The sequence below is a fragment of the Arenivirga flava genome (assembly GCF_030161575.1).
In the GTDB taxonomy this organism is placed as follows: Bacteria; Actinomycetota; Actinomycetes; order Actinomycetales; family Microbacteriaceae; genus Arenivirga; species Arenivirga flava.
Genome location: NZ_BSUL01000001.1, coordinates 1,488,578 through 1,508,929, shown reverse-complemented (window position 1 = coordinate 1,508,929; position 20,352 = coordinate 1,488,578). Strand labels below are relative to the sequence as shown.

General features: G+C 73.2%; 21 protein-coding genes and 2 pseudogenes. 13 read left to right on the top strand and 10 right to left on the bottom strand.

The features are described 5' to 3' along the window. Positions 1–62: 62 nt before the first annotated feature. From QQK26_RS07330 to QQK26_RS07320, 3 genes are read left to right on the top strand one after another with little or no spacing between them, the layout of a single operon-like run. Positions 63–1,136 carry an ABC transporter substrate-binding protein gene (locus QQK26_RS07330; RefSeq protein WP_284231616.1) on the top strand — a complete coding sequence of 358 codons (1,074 nt, stop codon included), beginning with the start codon at positions 63–65 and terminating at the stop codon, positions 1,134–1,136. Continuing rightward, complete coding sequence (locus QQK26_RS07325; RefSeq protein ID WP_284231615.1) at positions 1,133–1,918, top strand: ABC transporter ATP-binding protein; 786 nt, start codon at positions 1,133–1,135, stop codon at positions 1,916–1,918. The genes QQK26_RS07330 and QQK26_RS07325 overlap by 4 nt, the downstream gene beginning before the upstream one ends. Then, positions 1,915–2,655 carry an ABC transporter permease gene (locus QQK26_RS07320; protein WP_284231614.1) on the top strand — a complete coding sequence of 247 codons (741 nt, stop codon included), beginning with the start codon at positions 1,915–1,917 and terminating at the stop codon, positions 2,653–2,655. The genes QQK26_RS07325 and QQK26_RS07320 overlap by 4 nt, the downstream gene beginning before the upstream one ends. A 12-nt stretch (positions 2,656–2,667) precedes the next feature. On the opposite strand, the gene QQK26_RS07315 is transcribed toward QQK26_RS07320, so the two are convergent. Together QQK26_RS07315 and QQK26_RS07310 are read right to left on the bottom strand one after the other, a co-directional pair. Next, positions 2,668–3,360 carry a FadR/GntR family transcriptional regulator gene (locus QQK26_RS07315; RefSeq protein ID WP_284231613.1) on the bottom strand — a complete coding sequence of 231 codons (693 nt, stop codon included), beginning with the start codon at positions 3,358–3,360 and terminating at the stop codon, positions 2,668–2,670. Beyond that, the gene (locus tag QQK26_RS07310) at positions 3,357–4,124 is read right to left on the bottom strand and encodes an SDR family NAD(P)-dependent oxidoreductase (RefSeq protein WP_284231612.1); all 768 of its coding nucleotides are present in this window, start codon (positions 4,122–4,124) and stop codon (positions 3,357–3,359) included. The genes QQK26_RS07315 and QQK26_RS07310 overlap by 4 nt, the downstream gene beginning before the upstream one ends. 46 nt (positions 4,125–4,170) lie before the next feature. Here QQK26_RS07310 and QQK26_RS07305 point away from each other — a divergent pair, with 46 nt between their 5' ends. From QQK26_RS07305 to QQK26_RS07285, 5 genes are all read left to right on the top strand, one after another. Beyond that, a complete protein-coding gene (locus tag QQK26_RS07305) occupies positions 4,171–4,884 on the top strand; it encodes an SDR family oxidoreductase (RefSeq protein WP_284231611.1) in 714 nt (237 codons plus the stop codon). Between the two features lie 390 nt (positions 4,885–5,274). Beyond that, the gene (locus QQK26_RS07300) at positions 5,275–6,474 is read left to right on the top strand and encodes a sensor histidine kinase (protein WP_284231610.1); all 1,200 of its coding nucleotides are present in this window, start codon (positions 5,275–5,277) and stop codon (positions 6,472–6,474) included. After that, on the top strand, positions 6,462–7,118 hold the full coding sequence (locus tag QQK26_RS07295) for a response regulator transcription factor (protein WP_284231609.1): 657 nt from the start codon (positions 6,462–6,464) through the stop codon (positions 7,116–7,118). Before QQK26_RS07300 ends, QQK26_RS07295 begins: the two co-directional genes overlap by 13 nt. Positions 7,119–7,191: 73 nt before the next feature. Continuing rightward, the gene (locus tag QQK26_RS07290; RefSeq protein ID WP_284231608.1) at positions 7,192–7,968 is read left to right on the top strand and encodes a DUF4097 family beta strand repeat-containing protein; all 777 of its coding nucleotides are present in this window, start codon (positions 7,192–7,194) and stop codon (positions 7,966–7,968) included. A gap of 82 nt (positions 7,969–8,050) precedes the next feature. Then, positions 8,051–9,355, top strand: coding sequence for a M23 family metallopeptidase (locus tag QQK26_RS07285; protein ID WP_284231607.1), 1,305 nt, complete (start codon positions 8,051–8,053; stop codon positions 9,353–9,355). Positions 9,356–9,417: 62 nt separating this feature from the next. Here QQK26_RS07285 and QQK26_RS07280 read toward each other — a convergent pair whose 3' ends face one another. The 3 genes from QQK26_RS07280 to QQK26_RS07270 all read right to left on the bottom strand — a co-directional run bounded on the left by QQK26_RS07280 (position 9,418) and on the right by QQK26_RS07270 (position 12,604). Continuing rightward, positions 9,418–10,335, bottom strand: coding sequence for a glycine betaine ABC transporter substrate-binding protein (locus tag QQK26_RS07280; RefSeq protein ID WP_284231606.1), 918 nt, complete (start codon positions 10,333–10,335; stop codon positions 9,418–9,420). 74 nt (positions 10,336–10,409) lie between these two features. Continuing rightward, the gene (locus tag QQK26_RS07275) at positions 10,410–11,297 is read right to left on the bottom strand and encodes an ABC transporter permease (RefSeq protein WP_284231605.1); all 888 of its coding nucleotides are present in this window, start codon (positions 11,295–11,297) and stop codon (positions 10,410–10,412) included. Continuing rightward, positions 11,297–12,604, bottom strand: a complete 1,308-nt coding sequence (locus QQK26_RS07270) for a quaternary amine ABC transporter ATP-binding protein (RefSeq protein WP_284231604.1) — start codon at positions 12,602–12,604, stop codon at positions 11,297–11,299. The genes QQK26_RS07275 and QQK26_RS07270 overlap by 1 nt, the downstream gene beginning before the upstream one ends. A gap of 293 nt (positions 12,605–12,897) precedes the next feature. Between QQK26_RS07270 and QQK26_RS07265 the strand changes: the two are divergent. Then, positions 12,898–13,367, top strand: a pseudogene (locus QQK26_RS07265) (acyl-CoA thioesterase). A gap of 57 nt (positions 13,368–13,424) precedes the next feature. Then, entirely contained in the window at positions 13,425–14,450 is a 1,026-nt protein-coding gene (locus QQK26_RS07260) for a GTP-binding protein (RefSeq protein WP_284231603.1), read from the top strand. On the opposite strand, the gene QQK26_RS07255 is transcribed toward QQK26_RS07260, so the two are convergent. Next, on the bottom strand, positions 14,447–15,562 hold the full coding sequence (locus tag QQK26_RS07255) for an AI-2E family transporter (RefSeq protein ID WP_284231602.1): 1,116 nt from the start codon (positions 15,560–15,562) through the stop codon (positions 14,447–14,449). The two genes, QQK26_RS07260 and QQK26_RS07255, sit on opposite strands and share 4 nt — an antisense overlap. 117 nt (positions 15,563–15,679) lie before the next feature. Between QQK26_RS07255 and QQK26_RS16450 the strand changes: the two are divergent. Further along, a pseudogene (locus QQK26_RS16450) lies at positions 15,680–16,030 on the top strand (class I SAM-dependent methyltransferase); the annotation flags it as partial. Positions 16,031–16,135: 105 nt separating this feature from the next. Here the strand turns inward: QQK26_RS16450 and QQK26_RS07250 are convergent. Next, positions 16,136–16,627: a hypothetical protein gene (locus QQK26_RS07250; RefSeq protein WP_284231601.1), complete on the bottom strand. Its 492-nt coding sequence runs from the start codon at positions 16,625–16,627 to the stop codon at positions 16,136–16,138. Positions 16,628–16,769: 142 nt separating this feature from the next. Here QQK26_RS07250 and QQK26_RS07245 point away from each other — a divergent pair, with 142 nt between their 5' ends. Beyond that, positions 16,770–17,228 (top strand): UTRA domain-containing protein, encoded by a 459-nt coding sequence (locus QQK26_RS07245; RefSeq protein ID WP_284231600.1) that lies wholly within the window; start codon positions 16,770–16,772, stop codon positions 17,226–17,228. Here the strand turns inward: QQK26_RS07245 and QQK26_RS07240 are convergent. Then, positions 17,218–18,108 carry an acyl-CoA thioesterase gene (locus QQK26_RS07240; RefSeq protein WP_284231598.1) on the bottom strand — a complete coding sequence of 297 codons (891 nt, stop codon included), beginning with the start codon at positions 18,106–18,108 and terminating at the stop codon, positions 17,218–17,220. The genes QQK26_RS07245 and QQK26_RS07240 overlap by 11 nt on opposite strands. Before the next feature lie 53 nt (positions 18,109–18,161). Here QQK26_RS07240 and QQK26_RS07235 point away from each other — a divergent pair, with 53 nt between their 5' ends. Beyond that, positions 18,162–18,839: a DUF8185 domain-containing protein gene (locus tag QQK26_RS07235; RefSeq protein ID WP_284231595.1), complete on the top strand. Its 678-nt coding sequence runs from the start codon at positions 18,162–18,164 to the stop codon at positions 18,837–18,839. Positions 18,840–18,863: 24 nt separating this feature from the next. On the opposite strand, the gene QQK26_RS07230 is transcribed toward QQK26_RS07235, so the two are convergent. Together QQK26_RS07230 and QQK26_RS07225 are read right to left on the bottom strand one after the other, a co-directional pair. Beyond that, positions 18,864–19,286 (bottom strand): globin, encoded by a 423-nt coding sequence (locus QQK26_RS07230; RefSeq protein ID WP_284231594.1) that lies wholly within the window; start codon positions 19,284–19,286, stop codon positions 18,864–18,866. Next, positions 19,286–20,299 carry a mechanosensitive ion channel family protein gene (locus QQK26_RS07225; protein WP_284231592.1) on the bottom strand — a complete coding sequence of 338 codons (1,014 nt, stop codon included), beginning with the start codon at positions 20,297–20,299 and terminating at the stop codon, positions 19,286–19,288. The genes QQK26_RS07230 and QQK26_RS07225 overlap by 1 nt, the downstream gene beginning before the upstream one ends. Positions 20,300–20,352: the final 53 nt, after the last annotated feature.

The following is a 20,352-nucleotide window of genomic DNA, read 5'->3' as shown; positions in this document are numbered from 1 at the left end:
CCCCGCGGTAGCGTTGCTCCGTCGTCACCCCACCGCGCCGATCCTGGCGGAAGGACCCCCGCATGCCCGCACGCACCCGCGCCCTCGCGACCGCATTCGCGCTGCCGCTGCTGCTGACCGGATGCGTCGCCGGCGGCGGCTCGGACGTCGAACCGCTGCTCGGCGAGGACGACTGCCAGGCGAACCGCGACGCCGGGCCGATCACGTTCCTCACCTCCTTCGGCTACGCCGCCTCCGTGGGCATCCTCGACGTGCTCGCGGCCGACGAGCTGGGCTACTTCGATCAGCTCTGCCTCGATGTGACCCTCGAGCCCGGCAGCGCCAACACGCAGCTGGTGAGTGCCGGCACCGCGCAGTTCGCCGGCATCGGCGGCGCGAGCGACGTGCTGGTGGCGCGCGACAACGGCGCGGAGCTGGAGGCGATCGCGGTCTACGGCAACCAGGGCGCCATCGAGCTGCTCACGATGGCCGACGGGGGCATCGACGCGATCGGCGACTTCGCGGGCGCGACGATCGGCTACAAGGAGGTCATCCCTCCGCAGTTCCAAGCGATGCTGCTGGATCACGGCGTCGACCCGGACGGCATCGAGTGGGTCTCGGTCGGCTACGACCCGAGCATCCTGCCCGACGGCCAGGTCGACGCCCTGGCCGCCTACAAGTCGAACGAGCCGCTGGTGCTGCGCGGGGCCGGCGACGACATCGTCGAATGGGATCCGGACGACTACGGGGTGCCCAGCACCTTCAACGCCCAGGTGGTCAACTCGGCGTTCGCCGAGGAGCACCCGGCCGCCGTGGCCGACTTCCTGCGGGCGAGCCTGCACGCCTACGACTGGATCAACGCCTCGGACGCCAACCTCGACGAGGCGCTCGGCTGGGCCGAGGCGCGCAGCGAGGCCGGGTACGACGTCGAGGTGAGCCGCGCCCGCTGGCAGCGCGAGGTCGAGCTCGTCGAGGAGTCGCTGCCGGAGGGCTGGCCGATCGGCTGGATGGACGAGGCGCAGTGGCGCCCCGAGGCCGGGATCCTCGCCCGCTTCGACCTCATCCGCACCGAGCCCGACCTGCGCGCCGCCTTCGACGCCTCCTTCCTCGAGTCGGTCACCGACGCGGGCGCGATCGTCTGGCCCGACGAGGGATGAGCGAGGCGGTCGTCCTCCGCGGCATCGGCCGCACCTTCGCCGGCCGGCGTCCGATCGCCGCGCTCGACGGCATCGACCTGACGGTGCGCGCCGGCGAGTTCGTCACGCTCTTCGGCCCCTCCGGCAGCGGCAAGTCGACGCTGCTGCGCATCATCGCCGGCCTGGAACGAGCGGATGCGGGCACCGTCCAGGTGCTCGGCGGCCCGCCCCGCGAGGCGGCCCGCCGCAAGGACATCGGCTGGGTGCCGCAGAACGCCGCCCTGCTGCCGTGGGCGAGGGTGCGCACGAACGCCGGCCTCAGCGCGCTCGTGAACCGACGGGCCGACCGCTCCTCGCATCCGCAGCGGGTGCCGCAGGACGTCGACGGCATCCTCGCCGAGGTGGGCCTCGCCGACTTCGCCGACGCACGCCCCGGCCAGCTCTCCGGCGGCATGCAGCAGCGGGCCGCTCTCGCCCGCGTCTTCGTGCAGGGCGCACCGCTGCTGCTCATGGACGAGCCCTTCTCGGCGCTCGACGAGATCACCCGCTCGTCCGTGCGCCTGCAGCTGCTCGACCTCTGGGAGCGGCACCGCAAGACCGTCGTCTTCGTGACCCACTCCGCCGAGGAGGCGGCGCTGCTCTCCGACCGCGTCATCGTGCTCTCGCCGCGACCCGGCCGCATCACCGCCGAGATCGAGGTGCCCATCCCGCGTCCGCGCGCCGACTGCGCCGCCGACAGCGACGCCGTCCGCGCGGTCGAGCGCGAGATCACCGCGGCCCTGCGCGCGGGGGCGAGCGGATGAGCGCCCGCCGCGTCGCCCTCGCCGTCGGCGCCCCCGCGGCGCTCCTGCTGCTGCTGGGGCTGCTCTGGTCGTGGACCGCATCCGCGAATCCGAGCGTGCTGCCGCCGCTCGCCTCGCTGCCCGCCGAGCTCGCCGCGCGGCCGGACTTCTACGTGCGCAACCTCGGGCACACCCTCGTGTCGGCGCTCAGCGGCTTCGGCATCGGCGTCGGCGCGGCCCTGCTGCTGGCGATCGCCGTCGTGCACGCGCCGGTGCTGCGGTCGGCCGTGCTGCCGGTGGCGCTGCTGCTGAACGTGACGCCGGTGGTCGCGATCGCCCCGGCGCTCGTGGTGGCCTTCGGCTTCACGCAGGTGCCGAACATCGTGGTCGCGGCGCTGACGGCCTTCTTCCCGATGCTCATCAACGCGCTCGCCGGGTTCCGGAACGTCGACCGGGGATCGCTCGAGGTGTTCCGGTCGATGGCCGCGAGCCGCACGGACGTGTTCCTGCGGCTGCGGCTGCCGAGCAGTCTGCGCTACCTGTTCGCGGGGGCGCGGCTTTCGGCCAGCGCCGCCATGGTCGGCGCGATCGTCTCGGAGTTCACCGGCTCCACCCGTGGCCTGGGCGCGACCATCGTCACCGCGACGACCTACCTCAACCTGCCGCAGATGTGGGTGGCGATCCTCGTCTCGGCGCTCGTCTCGCTGGCGCTGCTCGGGCTCATCGGGCTCGTCGAGCGCATCGTCGTGCGCTGGTAGCGGCTCGGCGGTTCACCCGGCGTCGTGGGCGCCCAGCCGTTCGCCGGTCTCGCGGACGATCCGGCGCGTGATGTCCGCCGCCAGCTGGCCGTCGCGCTGCGCGAGCGCCGACGCCAGGGCCGCGTGCTGTTCGAGGGAGCGGGTGCCCGCCGCGCCGAAGACCGGCAGCTCGTGCGCGTAGCGCGAGCGCAGCGCCGCCTCGAGCGTGCCGAGCAGCTGAGCGAGCACGGCGCTGCCGGATGCGGTCACGGTCAGCGCATGGAAGGCCGCGTCGGCCGCGGCGAAGGCGGCGACGTCGCCCGCGGCGGCGGCCGCACGCATCCGCTCGACCGCGTCATGGAGCGCGGCGAGCTGATCGGGGTCCGCGTGCTCCGCGGCGAGCTCCGCTGCGGCCGGCTCGACCGCCTCGCGGAGCCGGGTGAGCTCGCGCAGCTGGGCCGGCGCATCCGCTCCCCGTCCCCGCCACGCGATGACGTCGGGGTGCAGCAGGTTCCAGGCCGCGACGGGCTGCACGACCGTGCCCACCCGCTGTCGGGCGGTGACCAGCCCCAGCGTCTCGAGCGTGCGCAGCGCCTCGCGCACGACGGTGCGCGAGACGCCGTGCCGGGCCGCGATCGCCTCGGGATCGAGCACCGCACCGGGGACGAGCTCGTGCTGCGCGATCGCCGCGCCGAGCTGCCCGACGAGCGCGGCTCGGCGGCTCACCGCGAGGCGGCCCGCTCGTACGCGCGCTGCGGCAGCTGCGTGGCGAGCTTGCCGCCGCTCACGTCGACCAGGGTGCCGGTGAGGTAGCCCGCCGCGTCGCCGGCGAGGAAGACGAGCAGGTCGGCGATGTCGCCCGGCGACTCCCAGCGGCGCAGGGTGAGGGTGTCGAGCAGGCGATCCTGGGCGGCCTGCGGCATCTCGGCGAAGCCGTTCATGGCGCTCGGCACCATGCCCGGCGCGTAGGCGTTCACGGTGACGCCCCAGGGGCCGAGCTCGCCGGCCAGCACCCTGGTGAACTGCACGACGGCGGCCTTCGAGGCACCGTAGGCGGCGGCGCCGACGCTCGGCACGATGGCGGCGAAGGATGCGGCGTTGAGGATGCGGCCTCGCCCGGAGGCCTTCAGATGGGGGATCGCGGCCTGCGAGAGCAGGAACACCCCGGCGACGTTGACGTCGAAGCAGCGCTTCCAGGCGGCGAGGTCGAGGTCCTCGACGTAGCCCTCCACGTTGACGCCGGCGTTGTTGACCAGCACGTCCAGGCCGCCGAAGCGATCCACGACCTGCGCGACCGCCGCTGCGACGGAGTCGGGGTCGGTCACGTCGCCCGTCACCGCGAGCACGCCCTGCGGCAGCGGCTCGGGGAACGCCACGTCGAGCGCGGCGACGCGCGCACCCTCCTCGGCGAAGCGCTCGACGAGGGCGCGGCCGATGCCGCGACCCCCGCCGGAGATCAGCACCGTGCGTCCGGTCAGGTCGATCAGCATGCTCGCTCCTCGCTCGTCACTGAAAAGTATGATTATTCTAGCCCTCATGACGGATGCGATGAAGACCGCGTGGGTCACCGGAGCCGGCAGCGGCGTGGGGCGGGCGACCGCGGACGCGCTCGGTGCGCTCGGCTGGCGGGTCGTGCTGTCGGGGCGGAGGACGGATGCGCTGTCCGAGACCGCGCGCCTCGTGCGCGACGCGGGCGGCACGCCCGTCGAGCTGCCCTTCGACGTCGGATCAGACGACCCCCGGGTGGCGCTCCCGACGATCGGCGACCGCCTGGACGCGCTCGTGCTCGCCGCCGGCCTCAACCACCCGCGGCGCGCCTGGGCCGACCAGGGCATGGCCGACTTCGAGGCCGTCGTGCAGACCAACCTGCTCGGCGTCGTCCGCGCGGTCGACGCGTCGCTGCCCGCCCTGCGCGCCGCATCCGGCGTCGTCGTGGTCGTCTCGTCGATCGCGGGCTGGCGCCCCGCGCCCGGGGCCGGCGTGGCCTACAGCGCCAGCAAGACGGCGCTCGCCCCGATCGTGCGCACCATCAACGACCAGGAGGCCGGCGCCGGCGTGCGCGCCACCCATCTCTGCCCGGGCGACATCGACAGCGACTTCCTGCAGCAGCGCCCCACCGTGCCCGACGCCGCGGCGCGCGCCGTCATGCTCACGCCGGCCGACGTGGCCGACGCCGCCCTCTACGCCATCACCGCGCCGTCGCACGTGCGCATCGACGAGCTCGTGCTCAGCCCGGTCTCGCAGCGCTGACGCGCCGCGGGCCGCGCCGACCATCCGGCCGCGCTCCCGAGGGGAACCGGCCCCGCCTCGCCCGCGCCCTGCCCCCGCTCCGATCCCGCCCCGATCCCGCCCCGCTCCGATCCCGCCCCACCCGCGCATCGGATCCCGAATGACGGAGTTCCTGGCGCCGACCGCGACCCCGCTCGGTGTGCCGCGGCATCGGCGCGAGGATCTCCGTCATTCGGCATCGCGCACGTGGGGTGCCGGGCTGATCGCCCCACTGCGGGGTGCCGGGCTGATCGCCGCACGAGCGGTGCCGGGGTGATCGCCCCGCTACGCAGCGCCGGGGGATAACCCCCGGAGCAAGAGGCCGGATGCCCGCATGGGGGCGCACGCCCGCTGCTCGGTAGCGTCGAGGTCATGCGACGGCAACTCCGATTCCTCTGGGCCGCCGCCGTCGATCTCTGGATCGACGGCGCGGTCGGCACCATCTTCCTCGTCGGCATCGTGGGTCTGCTCGGGCTCGGCGCGCTCACCCTCCCCGCGCTCGGATTCGGCGTGCTGCTCATCCTGGCCGCCGCGCAGGCCGCGCGGCTCACGGGCTTCATCGAACGGCATCGCGCCGCGGCGCTGCTCGAGGTGACCATCACCCCGCAACCCCGGCGCCTGACGCGGGTGACGAGCGGATGGGCGCCCGTCGCCCAGGCGTTCGTCGACCTCGCCGCGCCGTCGACGTGGAAGACGCTGCTCCACCACCTCTTCTCCGCGCTCGCAGGCGGCCTCCTCGCCTGGCTCCTCGGTCGGGCCGTGCAGCTCGTCGCCGACCTCGCCGGGGTCGGCGTGCTGGGGCTTCGCGGGCCGCTGCCGGCGATCGGCGCCGCGCTGCTGGCGATCGTCGTGCTCGCCGGGTACGTCTACGGTGCCGGCAGTCTCGACCGCGTGGTCTCGCGCGCGCTCCTCGGCACGAGCCGCACCGCGGTGCTGGAGCGCCGGGTCGACCAGCTCGCCGACGCCCGCCAGGGCGCCGTGGCCTCCGCCGAGGTCGACCGCTCCCGCATCGAGCGCGACCTGCACGACGGCGTGCAGCCGGGGCTGGTCAGCGTCGCGATGACGATCGACCTGGCGCGGACCAGGCTCGGCGCCGATCCGGACGCTGCGCGCGAGCTGCTCGACACGGCGCACGCGCAGGCGAAGCAGAACATCACGGAGCTGCGCCGTCTGGTGCGCGGCATCCATCCCGCCGTCCTGACCGACCGCGGCCTCGACGCGGCGCTCTCCGCGGTCGCCGGGCAGAGCCCCGTGCCGACCGCCGTCAGCGTGCGATTGCCGGGCCGGCTGCCGGCGGAGGCGGAGGCGGTGGTCTACTTCTCGGTGGCGGAGGCGCTCACCAACGTGGCCAAGCACGCGCAGGCGAGCAGCGCATCCGTCGAGGTCGAGCCGATCGACGGGGGCGTGCGCGCGGTCATCCGCGATGACGGTCGCGGCGGCGCGGCCATCGGGTCCGGTGCCGGGCTCACCGGCATGCGCGAGCGGGTGCGCGCCGCCGGCGGCACCCTGCACATCGACAGCTCGGTCGGCGGGCCGACCATCATCACCGTGGAGGTGCCGTGCGCATCGTGATCGCCGAGGACTCCGTCCTCCTCAGGGCCGGCATCGAACGCCTGCTGACCGACGCCGGGCACGAGGTGCTCGCGGCCGTCGACACCGCCGAGGCGCTGCTGCGCGCGGTCGCCGAGCACGCTCCGGACCTGGCGGTGGTCGACGTGCGGATGCCGCCCACGTACACCGACGAGGGCGTGCGGGCCGCGGTGGTCCTGCGGGCGCAGCACGCCGCCACCGCCGTGCTGGTGCTGAGCCAGTACGTGGAGGAGCGCTACGCGAGCGAGCTGATCGCCGAGAACAGCGGCGGGCTCGGGTACCTGCTCAAGGACCGCGTCGCCGACGTGGGCGACTTCCTCGCTGCCGTCGAGACCGTCGGCTCCGGCGGCACCGCGCTCGATCCCGAGGTCGTGACGCAGATCGTCGTGCGCTCGCGCCGCGGCGACGGCCTCGGCGGCCTCTCGAACCGCGAGCGCGAGACGCTTCAGCTCATGGCCGAGGGCCGCTCCAACAGCGCGATCGCCGCCGCCATGCACGTCACCGAGGGCAGTGTCGAGAAGCACATCTCGGCCATCTTCACGAAGCTCGGGCTGCCCATCGAGGAGCACGGCAACCGCCGCGTCCTCGCCGTGCTGCGCTACCTGCGCAGCGAGCCCCTCGTCTGAACATGAACGGAACCGACATCATGACCTTCGCATCGCCTCAGCCCCCGTCACCCCGCAGCGCACGCTGCGCACCGTGCTGCTCGCCGTCGGCAGCGCGGCCCTGGCGCTCACGGTCATCGGCTCGGTGATCGGCGTGGCGCGCGCCGCCCGCGCGACCGGCGAGGAGGCCGGCGACGGCACCCGCGTGCTGGCCGGCGACGTCTCCACCGTGCGTGTCGACGCGGCGATCGCCGATCTCGTCGTGCGGCTGGCCGATGTCGCCGAGCCGACGGTCGAGTGGGATGCCGGCGCCACCGGGCTGCGTCTGCGCAGCGAGCTCGCGGACGGCGAGCTCGACGTGCGGGTGCGGGATCGCGGATGGGACCCCTTCGGCTGGTGGTCGGGCGGATACCGCGGGCCGGCCACGTTGACCGTGCTGCTGCCGGCGGACACGGCCGGGGTCGACCTCGATCTGGCCGCCTCGGCCGGCTCGGTGCGGCTCGACGGCGACTGGGGAGCGGTCGATGTCGAGGCCGCCGTCGGCGAGGTGCGCCTCGCGGGCTCGGCGGTGAGCCTCGACCTGCGCACCACCGCCGGCAGCACCGTCGGATACGGGCTCGAGATCGCGGAGCTGACCGTCGAGGCGACCGCAGGCGACGTCGATCTGGCGTTCGATCGCGCGCCCGCGACCGTCGATGCCGCGACCACCGCCGGCGATCTGCGCATCGCGCTCCCGAGGGGCGACTACGAGCTGCGCACCGAGTCGACGCTCGGCGAGGTGGCCTCCGCGATCCCGTCGACGCCCGGTGCCGAGCGCAGCTACCGGCTCGCCAGCACCGTCGGCGACATCGAGATCCTGCAGGCCGGCTGAGCGGCCCACGACCGGGGGATCCGCGACCCGCCGCCCGCCGGGCGTGCGGGATCGCGGTCCGCATGCCTACCATCAGTGCATCATGCGCCGTGAACGATCCCTCCGCCTCGCCCTCCACGGCGCCCTGATCGGCGCCCTCCTCGCCGCTCTCTCCGTCGCCGGACCCGCTGCCGCCGCCTCGAAGTACCCCACCTGGGAGGAGGTGGAGCAGGCCCGCGGGAACGAGGCCGCGCAGCGCGCGCAGGTCACCGAGATCGACGCGCTCATCGCGGAGCTCGACGCCGAGCTCGCCGCCGCGCAGGAGGCGGCCGCAGCAGCGCAGGAGCGCTACCAGCAGGCCTACGCGCTCGCCGCCGAGGCCGAGGAGCAGCTCACGGAGCTGCAGGTCGAGCTCGAGGGGGCCCGGGCCACGGCCGAGTCCTCGCGCGGCGAGGCCTCGAACTACATCTCGCAGCTGAGCCGGTCGGGGTCGGTCGATGCCTCCATGCGCGCCATGGCGGTGCCGGAGGAGACGAGCGACGTGCTCTACCAGCTCGGGGCGATGACGCGGATGGCGGATGCGTCGAGCCGCGTCGTCGACCAGGCCGTCCTCGACGCGAACGCGGTCTCGAGCCTCGAGGAGCAGTCGGAGGTCGTCTCCCGCGAGCTGGCCGACCGCCGCGCGGCGGCGGAGGTCGAGTTCGAGGCCGCCGAGCAGGCCAGCGCCGCGGCGCAGCAGGCGGTCGCCGCGCAGGAGGAGGCGCGCATCACGCTCGCCGCCCAGCTCGCGGTGCTCGAGGGCCGTACGGCCGAGATCGAGCAGGGCTACGAGGCTGGCCAGGCCGAGCAGCGCCGCCTCGCGGCGATCGAAGCCGAGCGCCAGCGGAAGGCCGCCGAGGCCGCCGCAGCGGCCCGCCCGTCGGGCGGCGGCGGCAACGTCGGCACGCCGACCCCGAGCGGCGCGAACGGCACCTACTTCAGCCCCTCGCCGCAGGGCTGGTACCGCCCCGCCCCGGGCCCGAAGACGAGCGACTACGGCCCCCGCCGCATCATCTGCAACAGCAACGGCTGCTCGAACCCGTTCCACGCCGGCGTCGACCTCGGCGACCCGTGCGGGCGTCCGCTCAAGGCCGCCTACAACGGTCGCGTCACCTTCACGGGCCACGTCAGCGGCTTCGGCAACCGCGTCATCATGGACCTCGGCGATGGCGTCGAGGTGATCTACGGTCACATCCAGAACGGCTCGTTCCAGGTGCGCGCCGGTCAGAGCGTCAGCGCTGGTCAGATCGTGGCGAACGTCGGCGACACGGGCGTGGGCACCGGCTGCCACCTCGACGTGAAGGTCAACGTGAACGGCGTGCAGACCAACCCGTCCACGTTCTTCGCCGGCAAGGGCATCATCCTCTGACGGCCCGAGCGCGCGAAAGGGGCCCCGCCGATCGGCGGGGCCCCTTTCGTCGTGCTGACGGGTCAGTCCGTGAGGATGCCCGGGTAGGCGTCGCCGTACTCGGCGATCCAGGCGTCGATGGCCTCCGCCTCGTTGCCCTCGCCGTACTCGTTCACGACCATGTCCTCGAGCGCACCGTAGGTGGTGTCGTCGAGCTTGATCTGCGCGATGTACTCGGCGATGTCGGCGTACTCGGACGAGAAGCCGTCGGTCGCGAGGAAGTGCAGCGCCTCGGACTCGCCCATGGCGCCCTGCGGGTCTTCGAGCGTCTTGATGTCGAACGCGGCGTTCGCCCAGAAGGGCTTCCACAGCGTCACGACGATGTCCTCCTGGGCGTCGATGGCGCTCTGCAGCTCGGTGAGCATCGCGGCGGTCGAGGAGGTGACGAGCTCGTACTCGCCGTCGAGGCCGTAGCCCGGCATGGCGGAGTCCTGGGTCATGGCGGTGAGGCCGGCGCCCGGCTCGATGCCCACGATGCGGCCGCCGAAGCGGTCGGCCTGACCGGCGAGCTGGTCGATCGAGTCGATGTCGGTGTAGGTGGGCACCGCGAGGGTCAGCACGGCGTTGTCGTAGTACGCGCCGAGGTCCTCGATCTGGTCGCCGTAGGTCTCCATGTAGGCGGCGTGGGTGACCTCGGGCCAGGCCGACGGGAAGATGTCGACGTCGCCGTTGGCGAGGCCGGTGTAGAGCGGCGCGGCCTCGGTGAGCTCGTTCATCTCGACCGTGTAGCCCATCTTCTCGAGCTGGTCCTGCAGCAGGTACGCGGTGCTGAGGCCGTCGGTCCAGCTGGGGATGTAGCCGAGGGTGATCGTGCCGAGGCTGTCGCCGTCGCCACCCGCCTCGACGTCGGCGCCGGTGGCGCAGGCGGCCAGGCCGAGCGAGAGCGCTGCGGCGCCTCCGACGGCGATGCTGCGGCGCAGGAAGGTGCTCCGATTCGTCATGTGCTGTGTTTCCTCTCTGGTGTGCCCGACGGCGCGCAGGAGCGACCCGTCGGACGGGACTGCGGTTCGGTGGGTCAGGCGGCGAGCGCGTGCGCGCGGCGGCGGGCGATGATCGACAGCAGCGAGCCGCGGTTCTGCGCACGCCCGCCGAGCGCCGAGGTGACGCGATCGAGGTAGACGGCGAGCACGACCACGCCGAGGCCCGCCTCGACGCCCTGGCCGATGTTCAGCGTGGAGATCGCCGCGACGACCTCCTTGCCGAGGCCCGGCGCGCCCGCGATGCCGGCGACGACGGCCATCGACAGGGCGAGCATGATCACCTGGTTGATGCCGCTGAGGATGGTGGGGCTCGCCAGCGGGAGCTGCACGCCGCGCAGGATCTGGCCCGGGGTCGCGCCGAAGGCCTGACCGGCCTCGACCTTCTCCGGGTCGACGCTGCGGATGCCCAGCTCGGTAAGGCGCACGCCGGGCGGCAGGGCGAAGATGATGGTGGAGACGACACCGGGCACCACGCCGATGCTGAAGAACAGCACGGTCGGGATGAGGTAGACGTACGCGGGCATCGTCTGCATGAAGTCGAGCACCGGGCGCAGCGCGGCGCTCACGGTGTCGTTGCGCGCGGCCAGGATGCCGAGCGGCACGGCCACGGCGATGGCGATGAGCGTCGCGACGAGCACGAGCGACAGGGTCTGCATCGCGGGCGTCCAGACGTCCATGCCCAGGATCAGCCCGAAGCCGACCACCGTGCCGAGCGCGAGCCGCCAGGAGCGCACGGTCCAGCCGATGAGCGCCGCGACGACGACGATGCCGATGATCGGCACGCCGAGCAGGCCGTCGGTGAGGCCGTCGACGGCGCCGCCGAGCACGGTGCGGATGAACTCGAGGAGTCCGTCCAGATTGGCCTTGATCCAGTTGAGGGCGGTGGCCGCCCACTCGCCGATCGGGATACGGAACCCCTCCATCAGCGCACCTCCTCGTTCGCCGCGGACGCCGGCACGGCGCTCTCCGCCAGCAGCTCGTCGATCTCGTTGGCGGGCACCGGGATGGTCATCTCACCGGTCGCCGTGGTGCCCGGGCCAAGGGCCGCGAGCAGGGTGACGCGGGGGATGACCCCCACGAGGCGGTCGCGCTCGTCGGTGACCGCGAGCGGAACCTCCGACTCGAGCGCGGGCACGAACAGGTCGAAGAGCACGTCGTCGGCGCTCACCGCGTGCGGCGTGGGCCGGATGATGCTGCGCAGCGAGGTCTCGCCCTTCTGGACGAGGCGCATCGCGTCCCGATCGCGCACGACGCCGACGAGCTTGCGGTCGCGGCCGGTCACGTAGACCGCCGACGCGTAGCCGTCGCGCATGGCCTTGAGGGCGGTGCGCGGACCGGAGCCCTCGCCGACCACGAGCAGCGGGCGCTCCATGACGTTGCCGGCGGTGAGCACGCGGGCCCGGTCGACGTCCTGCACGAACTGCGCCACGTAGTCGTTGGCGGGGTCGGTGAGGATGTCCTCTGGCGTGCCGATCTGCACGATCCGGCCGTCGCGCATGACGGCGATGCGGTCGCCCAGGAACATGGCCTCGTTGAGGTCGTGCGTGATGAAGACGATGGTCTTGCCGAGCTCGGCCTGCAGCTCGAGCAGCTGCTCCTGCATCTCACGGCGGATGAGCGGGTCGAGCGCGCTGAACGCCTCGTCCATGAGCAGGATCGGGGTGTCGGCGGCGAGGGCGCGGGCGAGGCCGACGCGCTGCTGCATGCCGCCGGAGAGCTCGCTCGGCAGCTTCTGCTCCCAGCCGTTCAGGCCGACGACGTCGACGACGCGCTGCGCCCGGCGCAGGCGCTCCTCCTTCGCGACGCCCTGCAGCTCGAGGGCGTACGCGGCGTTGTCGAGGACGGTGCGGTGGGGGAGCAGCGCGAAGTGCTGGAACACCATCGAGACGCTCTCGCGGCGCACGCGGCGCAGGGTGGCCGCATCCGCTCCGGCGATCTCGGTGCCGGCGATGGCGACGCTGCCGCTGGTCGGTGCCAGCAGCCCGTTGAGGGTGCGGATGAGGGTCGACTTGCCCGAGCCGGAGAGGCCCATGACGACGAAGATCTCGCCGGGGGCGACGTCGAAGCTCGCGTCGATGACCGCGGCGGTGCCGAGGCTCGCGAGCTCCTGGCGTGTCGCGCCCGCCTCGGCGCGCTTCGCGACCTCCTTGGGGCGTCGGCCGAAGGCCTTGCTGAGCCCCTTCACGGAGAGGATGGGATCGGATGGGTTGCTGCTGCTGCTTGCGGTCACGTGATTCCTGCTGCCCGGCGCGCAGGGTCGGCGCTGCCAGGGCTCTCGGTCTCGTCCGGGTCGACGGGGCATGGACGGCTCGCGGTCAAGCCCGTGCACTGGATGCACTCGGGGCGAACGCGAGGCGCTCTGGCGCGATCATCGGGATCGTCACCGGCACCCGCCGGACCATACGCCCGCGGGACTCCCGCCCCCTGCAGAGGGCTCCGAATCCGCGGTCGCGGCCTAGGCTGTTGCAGTCCCCCGTAAGGAGGACCGTCGACCACCGTAGCAGAGAGATTCCTGGCAACCTCATGAGACTTCACGTGCCGATCCAGCTGCGCTGGTCCGACCTCGACGCTTACGGACACGTCAACAACGCGGAGATGCTGCGGCTGCTGGAGGAGGCGCGCATCGCCGCGTTCTGGGCGACGGACGCCTCCGCCGCGGGTTCCAGCACGGCCGTGCTCGACGGTTCGCCGACGGCCGACACGCTCTCGCTCATCGCGCGCCAGGAGGTCGAGTACCTCGCCCCGGTGCCCTACTGGCGCGCACCGCTCGACGTGCAGCTGTGGATCGGGCGGCTCGGGGAGCGAGCCTCGAAGTCTGCTACGAGGTGTGCTCGCCCGCCGAGGTCGCGCCCGCGGTGCTCTACACGCGGGCGACGACGACGATCGTGCTCGTCGACCGGGCGAGCGAGCGGCCCCGGCGCATCTCGGACCGTGAGCGCGACGTCTGGTCGCCGTACCTCGAGGCGCCGCTGGAGTTCTCGCGCCGCCGGTGATCGCCTTGCTGAGAACCGTTATCATCTAGTCGGCGCGACTCGCGCGCGATGGATGGGATGCACATGCAGCGGATGCGCGACGGCGCCGTGACCCTCGTGATCGGACCGGCTCACGACCACCTCGACGCCGTGGCCGGAGCGCTCGCCCGCCGCCATCGAGCTCGGCGGCTCTCAGCCCCGGATGCTCCGGGCGCCGTGCCCGAGCTGACTGGCCGACTGGTGGCGCCCGCCTGGGAGGGGCGGCGGGTGCCGCCCGCCATCGTCGCGCTGCCGCTCTGCGAGCGCTTCGTCGCCGTGGGCCGCACACTGCAGGATGCGCTCGCCGGGCCGGCTGCTGCCGGTCGACTGCATCTCAGCGACGTCGTCGCCGTGCTCGAGGCGGCACCGCTGGCCGAGCAGCTGCTCGGCCACCGCCCGTCCGACGAGCTCGTGGCGCAGGACGATTACCTCCCGAGCCTGCTCGCCCGCCAGATCGAGCACGCCAGCGTGGTGCTGCTCGTCGGCTGCGAGCGGGTGAGCGCCGCCGTGCACCGCGATCTGATCGCGGCGGTCGAGACGCTCCACCCGTCCGTGGTGTGCGCCGACGCCGGCGCGGGCGAGCCGGCCCCGTGCACCGGTGCTGCGGAGCTCGGTCGCCTGGGCGACGGCGCCGCCTGGCGGCGCGAGCTGGCCGGCGCCGTGCCCCCGCCCGGCAGGGCGCCCGAGCGCGCCGTCGTCTTCCGCGATCCGCGCCCCTTCCACCCGAGCCGTCTGGCGGAACTCGTCGCGCACGGGCTCGAACCCGAGCGCGTCGGGCGCGTGCTGCGCTCGAAGGGCTTCGTCTCCCTGGCGTCGCGTCGTGGCGCGGTGCACGGGTGGTCCAGCGCCGGCGACGTGCTGACGCTGACCCGCACCCCGCTGCGCCAGGGCGTGCGCGGCGCGCCGATCGGGCAGGAGCTCGTGCTGCTGGGGCTGGGACTCGATGTCGACCGCATCCGCTCCTCGCTGGCCGCGTGCCTGCTGACCGACGGGGAGCTGCTGGCCGGCCCCGCGGTCTGGAGCGCCTACGAGGACACGCTGCCGGACGCGCCGATGGCCTCCTAGCCGAAGAGCCGGCGGCGCCGCTTCGGCGGCGCCACGGCCTCCTCCGGCGTCGGGCGCGCGAGGATCTTGGCGATCTGCCATCCGGCGGCCGCGATCGGCACCGAGAGGATCGCACCGAGGATGCCGCCGAGGATCGTGCCCGCGGTCAGGGCGAGCAGGATGACGAGCGGATGCAGCTTGAGCGACTGGCCCATGACGACCGGCTGCAGAAAGTTGCCCTCGATCTGGTTGACGGCCACGACCACCGCGATCACCCAGATCGCGTTGATCGGGTCGTTGGCGACGAGCGCCACGAGGGCGGCGAGCGTGCCGGCGAGCGTCGCGCCGACGATGGGGATGAAGGCCGCGATGAAGACGATGACGGCCAGGGGCAGCGCCAGCGGCACCTGCAGGACCCAGAGGCCGATGCCGATGAACACCGAGTCGACGAGCGCCACGATCGCGGTGCCGCGGATGTAGCCGCCGAAGGTCTTGACGGTCGTCGTGCCGATCTCCTCACCGCGGCGGTGGCGCTCGCCGCGCAGCGGCGAGATGAGGAACGCCCAGATGCGGTCGCCGTCCTTGAGGAAGAAGAACAGCACCACGACGAGCAGCACGGCGCCCGTGGCGATCTCGCCGGCCGCGGAGAGGCCGGCCACCGCGCCGGTGCCGAACTGCTCGCTCGTGAGGAAACCGGTGGCCGTGTCGACGAGCTCGTCGATCTGGGCCTGATCGACCGGGAGGGGGCCGTTCAGCACGAAGTCGCGCAGCTGCTCGATGCCCTCCACCGCAGAGTCGGCGAGCGTGGACCACTGGGTGCGCACGGCGAAGACGATGAGGGTGATCACGCCGCCGAAGACGACCAGGCTGCTGATGAGCGTGATCCAGGTCGCGAGCATCGGACCCACCCGGTGGCGCCGCAGCCAGCCGATGACCGGCGCGAAGGCGGAGGCGACGATGAGGGCGATCATCACCGGGATCACGACGAGCTTCAGCTGCAGCAGCCCCAGCACGACGACCGCGGCCAGACCGAGCACGAGCAGCGCCTGCAGGCTGCGCAGTCCGGCGGTGCCGAGGCGGTCGGTGAGGATGCGGCGGAGCTTCGCGTCCGCCTCGCTGTTCGTGCTGCCCATGCGGTCACGGTATCGGCACGCCGCCGAGCGTTCGGAGCGTGTCCAGCGCGTTCCCAGAGCATCCGCTCGACGTACCCTGTGCGGGTGGGACCCAGGTGCGTGGCCTACACAGGGAGCATGCCGACGAAGCCCGTGCCCGAACGCGTCCGCTGGCTGGTGGAGCTGCTCGCCCCGCGGCCGGATGCGCGGGTGCTCGAGATCGGCGGCGGGCCGGGCGTGGCCGCGCAGCTCATCTGCGACCGCCTCGGCGGCGGGCGCATGACGCTCGTCGACCGCTCCGCGACAGCGCTGCGCCAGTCGGGGCATCGCAACGCGAAGCACCTCGTGAGCGGCCGGCTGGAGCTCGTCGAGAGCAGCCTCGCCGACTTCCGGCCGCAAGCCGGCACCTACGACCTGGCGTTCTCGATCAACGTGAACGTGTTCTGGGCGGCGGCCGCCGATCGCGAGCTCGCGGTGCTGCGCGAGGCGCTGGCGCCCGGGGTCGGCTGGCGATCGCCTACGGCGCCGCGCTGCCCGGCCGGGACGCGGAGGGCGTGCTCACCGCGGTGGCCGAGCGGATGGAGCGGGCCGGCTTCAGCGCCATCCAGCCGGTGCGGTCGGGGGCTGGGTCGGCGGTGCTGGCGGAGCGCTGAGCATCGCCGCTCGATCGGAGCGGCCGACCAGCGTGTAGACGAGCGCCCACTCCTCGGGACGGGCCATGACGAGACCCCGCCAGGTGGCGCCGGGCGTCGCCGGGATCTCGCGGATCTCCTCGCCGGCGCGCAGGCGGAACTTCACGAGCACGTCGATGGTGTGGTCGCCGGCGTTGATGCGGAAGTGCCGGTCGGTGACGAGGTCGCCCTGCGGCGCGATGGCGGTGACATCGAGTCCGAGCGCGCCCAGCACGGGGCGCACCCGCGACGGCGGCGCGTCGGTCACGAGGTCCCAGCCGCGCACCTCGGTCACGTGCCCCAGCGAGTACAGCAGCCCGGAACCGCCCACGACGCTCGGGGCGCCGACGGCGGCGAGACGCTCCTGGATCTTCAGGACGAGGTCGAGGGGCGGGATCGCTTCCGGCTGCTGCACCCGACCAGCCTACGCGCGCCACCCGGTCAGGGGCCGACCGCACGCGCCAGCGCGTCGCTCCCCGTTCACCCGCTGCTCACCATCCGGACGTCCGCGGCTGGGAGGCTCGGCGCGCCCCCGTACGGGGCGGATGACGGGGACCATGACGATCGAGCAGCGCAGCGCCGCCGGCTGGCGTGGCCTGACCCTGCGCTCCCGGCTCGCGGACGCCACCGCGCGCGAGGCCGACGCGTTCGGTCTCGCCGGCCGCGACCCGGTGCTGCATGTGCTGCGGCTGCTCCGCGTCGACGGGATGCCGGCCCTGGTGTCGCGGGCGACCTACCCCGGCTGGCTCGCGGCGGCCATCCAGCCGCTGCCGGACGACGTCGACTCGATCATGGGCTCCCTCGAGGAGGGCCTCGAGCTGATCGTCGAGCACAGCGTGCGGCGGGTGGGCGCCGCGGCTGCGAGCGGGGAGGACGCCCGGCTGCTCGGCGTGCGGCGCTCGAGCCCCGTGCTGCGCGTGGTGCGCTCCGTGCGCGACCTGCGGGGCGCCGCACTCGAGCTGGCCGACGACCGCTACCGTCCGGAGCACGCGCCGGAGCGACTGGTCAGCGCGTGAGGGTCTCGCGGGACGCCCCGGGCACCCGCACCATGCCCTCCTGCGCCACGGTGGCGAGCAGCCGGCCGGCACGATCGAAGATCCGCCCCAGCGAGAGCCCGCGGCCGGAGCTCGCGGAGGGGGACTCCTGGGTGTACAGCACCCACTCGTCCGCTCGTCCGTCGCGGTGCCACCACATGGCGTGGTCGAGGCTCGCCATCTTGAGGCCCGGGGTGCCCCACGGCGCACCGTGGCGGCGCAGGATCGGCTCGAGGATGGCGTAGTCGCTCGCGTAGGCGAGGGCGGCCCGATGCACGATCGGGTCGTCGGGCAGGCGTCCGATCGCGCGCAGCCAGACGGCCTGCCGCGCCGTGCGCTCGCCGTCGGCGGTGAAGTAGATCGGCTGCTCGACGTGGCGCAGGTCGAAGGCGCGCGAGGTGGCCCAGTGCTTCGCGACCGGGTGGTCGACCCCGTGCAGCGCCTCCGCGGCGCTCGGCAGCGACTCCGGGTCGGGCAGGCCCTCGGGCATCGCCTCCTGGTGCTCGAGCCCCGGCTGCTCCTCCTGGAACGAGGCGATCATCGACAGGATCGGCACGCCCTCCTGGTAGGCCTGGGTGCGGCGGGTCGAGAACGAGCGGCCGTCGTGGATGCGGTCCACGCCGAACGTGATCGGAAGGTTCGCGTCGCCCGGGCGCAGGAAGTAGCCGTGCATGGAGTGGGCCGCGCGCCCCTCCGGCGCCGTGCGCCCGGCCGCGACGAGCGACTGGGCGAGCACCTGGCCGCCGAAGACGCGGCCCTGCGGCATCCACTCGCTGGGTCCCGTCGAGATGTCCTCGCTCGTGCGCGCACCCGTGTCGACGAGGTCGAGCGAGGTGAGGAAGCTGGCGAGCGGATCGGACATGGGCGGCTCCCTGCGTGCGGTGGGCGTCGTGCGACGGTTAGTTTAGAGGTCGCATGAACCGCTCGATCATCCTCCCCGACGCCCTCTCGCTCGCCGACCTGCAGGTGTTCCTGCGCCGCGCCGGGAGGGTCGAGGACGGCTCGGTGCGCCTCATCGCGACCGGCTCCGTGCTCGCCGTGTACGTCGCCGTGTTCACCCCGGCGGGGCTGCTCGATCGCAGCCCGACCGTGCTGGGGCTGCGCACCCTCGCCCTCGAGGAGGAGGCCGAGCTCGACGTGGTCGTGCCCATGCGCTCGCTGCTCGAACGCTTCGCGCGGCTCGAGGAGCGCAGCGACGACGTGGCGGGTCCGGTGACCCTCACCCTGCCGATCGAGGTGCAGACGCTCGCCTGGGCGGCCATCTCGCCGCCGCGCGGAGGCTGGATCGAGTTCGACGCCGTCCCCGCGGCCCTGCTCGAGACCGTCGCCCGGGAGGGCATCGACGAGGTCAAGGACACGCTCGGCGGCAACACGGGCGAGCAGATCGTGCAGCGCGTTCGCGCCGAGGTGTGGGGCCGCAGCATCGAGGACCACGAGCACGTGCCGGCCGCGGCGGCGTTCGCGGCCTTCTCGCTGGGCTTCCTCGCCGATGGCGACGAGGCCTCGGTCTACGAGGCCGGTCCCTGGACCCGGGTCAGCACGACGCGCGGGCACGTGCTCGTCAAGCGGCCGAACTGGTCCCTGGCGGGCTGACCGCCCGCTACCCCAAACACCTGTTCAAGGCTCGAAGGTGTTGACCATGGCGTGCGCGGCGCGCTCCAGGTAGTCCCAGAGCTCCGCCTCGTGCAGCGGCGAGAGCTGCAGGTCGTCGACCGCGACGCGCATGCAGCGCAGCCACCGGTCGCGCGCCTCCGGGTTCACCCGGAACGGCATGTGCCGCATGCGCAGCCGGGGATGCCCGCGCTCGCGGCTGTAGGTCGTCGGCCCGCCCCAGTACTGCTCCAGGAAGCCCGTGAGGCGCTGGATCGCCCCCTCCAGGTCCTCCTCCGGGTACATCGGCCAGAGCACGTCGTCGACGCGCACCTCCTCGTAGAAGCGGCGCACCAGCCGCTCGAAGGTCGGCCGACCTCCCACCTGGTTCCAGAAGGTGCTCTGCACGCTGTCGCCGCCCTCGCCCATCCGCAGGGTCAGATCGGCCATCAGGCGTCGCCGCCCTTCGGCTTGCGCGGCGCGCGCGGGGCCCGGGGCGCCTTGTTCGGCACCGGCACCGGCTTGGTGCGCGGGGGCTGGGCGCCGCGCACCGAGGCGGCTCCCTCGAATCCGCTCAGCACGATGCTGCCGAGCTGCGGCAGCTTGATGCCGGCCTCGTCGAGCGCGCCTTTCAGGCGCACCCGCAGCTCGCGGGCGACGTCGTCCTTGGTCGACGTGCGCGTCTTCGCGACGAGGCGGATGACCATGGCCTCGGCCGAGATCGACTCGAGGCCCCAGAGCTCCGGCGTCTCGAGGATGCGCGGCGCCCACTTCGGGTCGGCCGCGAGCGCCTTCGCGGTCTTCAGGATGAGCGCCTGCACCTCCTGCACGTCGGTGTCGTAGGGCACCGCCAGGTCGATGATCACGCGGGCCCAGCCCTGCGACATGTTGCCGACGCGCAGGATCTCGCCGTTGCGCACGAACCACAGGGTGCCGTTGACGTCGCGCACCTTCGTGATGCGGATGCCCACCTCCTCGACCACGCCCGTCGCCGGACCCAGGTCGACGACGTCGCCGACGCCGAGCTGGTCCTCGAACACCATGAACAGGCCCTGCAGGATGTCCTTGATGATGTTCTGCGCACCGAAGCCGAGCGCTGCGGTCGCGACGGCGGCCGAGCCGACGACCGGCCCGAGGTCGACCTGGAAGCGGTTGAGGACGGCGAGGAACGCAACGACGACGACCAGCCAGGTGACGATGTTGCCGAGCACCGTGCCGATGGTGCGCGTGCGCTGCACGACGCGCACCGCGGCCAGCGGCGAGTTGATGATCGCCTGCGTGTCGGAGGTGCCCTGGCCCTTCTTGACGCCGGAGACGATCTGGGCCACCGTGCGGCGGATGGCGAACTGCAGCACCCAGCGCACGACGACCGCGATCACGACGACGATGAGGGCCTGCAGGATGGGCCACTCCCGCAGGAAGGCGATCAGCCCGGCCCAGAATCCGGTGGTCGGTTCGTCCATCCCCGAATTCTAGGTCGGGGGTCGCTGGGAGCCGGGTGCGGTCGCCCTGAGAC

What these genes read in the sequence shown, in the direction of transcription:
- QQK26_RS07320 (WP_284231614.1), top strand. Translation starts at nt 1,915, where the DNA reads ATGAGCGCCCGCCGCGTCGCCCTCGCCGTCGGCGCCCCCGCGGCGCTC.
- QQK26_RS07330 (WP_284231616.1), top strand. Translation starts at nt 63, where the DNA reads ATGCCCGCACGCACCCGCGCCCTCGCGACCGCATTCGCGCTGCCGCTG.
- QQK26_RS07230 (WP_284231594.1), bottom strand. Translation starts at nt 19,286, where the DNA reads ATGGCCGATCTGACCCTGCGGATGGGCGAGGGCGGCGACAGCGTGCAG.
- QQK26_RS07275 (WP_284231605.1), bottom strand. Translation starts at nt 11,297, where the DNA reads ATGGAGGGGTTCCGTATCCCGATCGGCGAGTGGGCGGCCACCGCCCTC.
- QQK26_RS07245 (WP_284231600.1), top strand. Translation starts at nt 16,770, where the DNA reads ATGACGATCGAGCAGCGCAGCGCCGCCGGCTGGCGTGGCCTGACCCTG.
- QQK26_RS07225 (WP_284231592.1), bottom strand. Translation starts at nt 20,299, where the DNA reads ATGGACGAACCGACCACCGGATTCTGGGCCGGGCTGATCGCCTTCCTG.
- QQK26_RS07240 (WP_284231598.1), bottom strand. Translation starts at nt 18,108, where the DNA reads ATGTCCGATCCGCTCGCCAGCTTCCTCACCTCGCTCGACCTCGTCGAC.
- QQK26_RS07235 (WP_284231595.1), top strand. Translation starts at nt 18,162, where the DNA reads ATGAACCGCTCGATCATCCTCCCCGACGCCCTCTCGCTCGCCGACCTG.
- QQK26_RS07255 (WP_284231602.1), bottom strand. Translation starts at nt 15,562, where the DNA reads ATGGGCAGCACGAACAGCGAGGCGGACGCGAAGCTCCGCCGCATCCTC.
- QQK26_RS07280 (WP_284231606.1), bottom strand. Translation starts at nt 10,335, where the DNA reads ATGACGAATCGGAGCACCTTCCTGCGCCGCAGCATCGCCGTCGGAGGC.
- QQK26_RS07260 (WP_284231603.1), top strand. Translation starts at nt 13,425, where the DNA reads ATGCACATGCAGCGGATGCGCGACGGCGCCGTGACCCTCGTGATCGGA.
- QQK26_RS07300 (WP_284231610.1), top strand. Translation starts at nt 5,275, where the DNA reads ATGCGACGGCAACTCCGATTCCTCTGGGCCGCCGCCGTCGATCTCTGG.
- QQK26_RS07305 (WP_284231611.1), top strand. Translation starts at nt 4,171, where the DNA reads ATGACGGATGCGATGAAGACCGCGTGGGTCACCGGAGCCGGCAGCGGC.
- QQK26_RS07310 (WP_284231612.1), bottom strand. Translation starts at nt 4,124, where the DNA reads ATGCTGATCGACCTGACCGGACGCACGGTGCTGATCTCCGGCGGGGGT.
- QQK26_RS07325 (WP_284231615.1), top strand. Translation starts at nt 1,133, where the DNA reads ATGAGCGAGGCGGTCGTCCTCCGCGGCATCGGCCGCACCTTCGCCGGC.
- QQK26_RS07285 (WP_284231607.1), top strand. Translation starts at nt 8,051, where the DNA reads ATGCGCCGTGAACGATCCCTCCGCCTCGCCCTCCACGGCGCCCTGATC.